We start from the raw sequence: 2,500 nt of genomic DNA on the forward strand, positions 1-2,500 counted from the left end.
YTTTGTTTCGCGCAAAGAAGAAGGCCGGCCCCCTTGCGGGAACCGGCCTTCGGATGAAGCCCCTGGCGATGACCTACTCTTGCATGGCTTAGGCCACACTACCATCGGCGCATATGCGTTTCACTTCCGAGTTCGGGATGGGATCGGGTGGTTCCACACAGCTATTATCACCAGGGAGAGGGTGGAGGGTCGCAGATCTCGGTGTACTGAGGTTGCGCGCACGCTCTCGTTGGGTTGCTTTCGACGGAATGATCCCCGTCGTCGGCGAATAAGTTGGGACGTAGCGAAGTTTACTTCATGAAGAAGCGTTGACGAAAGCCGTCAGACATATCGTGGAGACCAAAGCAACTTGAGGTTATATGGTCAAGCCACACGGATCATTAGTACAGGTTAGCTCAATGCATTGCTGCACTTACACACCCTGCCTATCAACCACCTAGTCTTGATGGTTCCTTTAGGGGACTTAAAGTCCCGGGAGATCTCATCTTGAGGCGCGCTTCCCGCTTAGATGCTTTCAGCGGTTATCGCTTCCGAACATAGCTACCCGGCAATACCACTGGCGTGATAACCGGAACACCAGAGGTTCGTCCACTCCGGTCCTCTCGTACTAGGAGCAGCCCCTCTCAAATCTCCAACGCCCACGACAGATAGGGACCGAACTGTCTCACGACGTTCTGAACCCAGCTCGCGTACCACTTTAAATGGCGAACAGCCATACCCTTGGGACCGACTACAGCCCCAGGATGTGATGAGCCGACATCGAGGTGCCAAACACCGCCGTCGATATGAACTCTTGGGCGGTATCAGCCTGTTATCCCCGGAGTACCTTTTATCCGTTGAGCGATGGCCCTTCCATACAGAACCACCGGGTCACTAAGACCTACTTTCGTACCTGCTTGATCCGTCGATCTTGCAGTCAAGCACGCTTATGCCTTTGCACACAGTGCGCGATGTCCGACCGCGCTGAGCGTACCTTCGTGCTCCTCCGTTACACTTTGGGAGGAGACCGCCCCAGTCAAACTACCCACCATACACGGTCCCCGACCCGGATTACGGGCCTAGGTTAGAACGTCAAGCACGACAGGGTGGTATTTCAAGGATGGCTCCACCACAGCTAGCGCCATGGTTTCATAGCCTCCCACCTATCCTACACAGACGAACTCAACGTTCAGTGTAAAGCTATAGTAAAGGTTCACGGGGTCTTTCCGTCTTGCCGCGGGAACGCTGCATCTTCACAGCGATTTCAATTTCACTGAGTCTCGGGTGGAGACAGCGCCGCTGTCGTTACGCCATTCGTGCAGGTCGGAACTTACCCGACAAGGAATTTCGCTACCTTAGGACCGTTATAGTTACGGCCGCCGTTTACTGGGGCTTCGATCAAGAGCTTCGCCTTGCGGCTGACCCCATCAATTAACCTTCCAGCACCGGGCAGGCGTCACACCCTATACGTCCACTTTCGTGTTTGCAGAGTGCTGTGTTTTTGATAAACAGTCGCAGCGGCCTGGTCACTGCGACCCCTCTCAGCTGTAGCTCGCATGAGCCACCAAGAGGGGTGCACCTTCTCCCGAAGTTACGGTGCCATGTTGCCTAGTTCCTTCACCCGAGTTCTCTCAAGCGCCTTAGAATTCTCATCCTGCCCACCTGTGTCGGTTTACGGTACGGTCTGCGTAAGCTGAAGCTTAGGAGCTTTTCCTGGAAGCGTGGTATCAGTCACTTCGCTCTAATGAGCTCGTCTCGCTGCTCGGTGTTAAAGGGTCCCGGATTTGCCTAAGACCCACACCTACCTGCTTTCTCCCGGACAACCAACGCCGGGTAGACCTAACCTTCTCCGTCCCTCCATCGCACTTACGCGAGGTGCTGGAATATTAACCAGCTTCCCATCGACTACGCATTTCTGCCTCGCCTTAGGGGCCGACTCACCCTGCGTCGATTAACGTTGCGCAAGGAAACCTTGGGCTTTCGGCGTGCGGGCTTTTCACCCGCATTATCGTTACTCATGTCAGCATTCGCACTTCCGATACCTCCAGCGGACTTCTCAATCCACCTTCAACGGCTTACGGAACGCTCCTCTACCGCGCATACAAAGTATGCACCCCAAGCTTCGGTTCATCGCTTAGCCCCGTTAAATCTTCCGCGCAGACCGACTCGACCAGTGAGCTATTACGCTTTCTTTAAAGGGTGGCTGCTTCTAAGCCAACCTCCTGGCTGTCTGTGCCTTTCCACATCGTTCACCACTTAGCGATGAATTTGGGACCTTAGCTGTGGGTCTGGGTTGTTTCCCTTTTCACGACGGACGTTAGCACCCGCCGTGTGTCTCCCGGATAGTACGTACTGGTATTCGGAGTTTGCCATGGTTTGGTAAGTCGCAATGACCCCCTAGCCATAACAGTGCTCTACCCCCAGTAGTATTCGTCCGAGGCGCTACCTAAATAGCTTTCGAGGAGAACCAGCTATCTCCGGGTTCGATTAGCTTTTCACTCCTAATCACACCTCATCCCCT

General features: G+C 54.3%; 2 rRNA genes (1 of these 2 cut by a window edge). Both read right to left on the reverse strand.

Features of this window, described 5'->3' with window-relative positions:
• Nucleotides 1-60: 60 nt before the first annotated feature.
• A 5S ribosomal RNA gene (gene rrf / locus ASD69_RS08465) occupies nt 61-175 on the reverse strand.
• A 184-nt stretch (nt 176-359) separates the two neighbouring features.
• Nucleotides 360-2,500 (reverse strand): 23S ribosomal RNA (locus tag ASD69_RS08470); it runs 737 nt beyond the window's last position.

The organism is Lysobacter sp. Root604, assembly GCF_001427505.1.
Classification (GTDB): Bacteria; Pseudomonadota; Gammaproteobacteria; order Xanthomonadales; family Xanthomonadaceae; genus Lysobacter.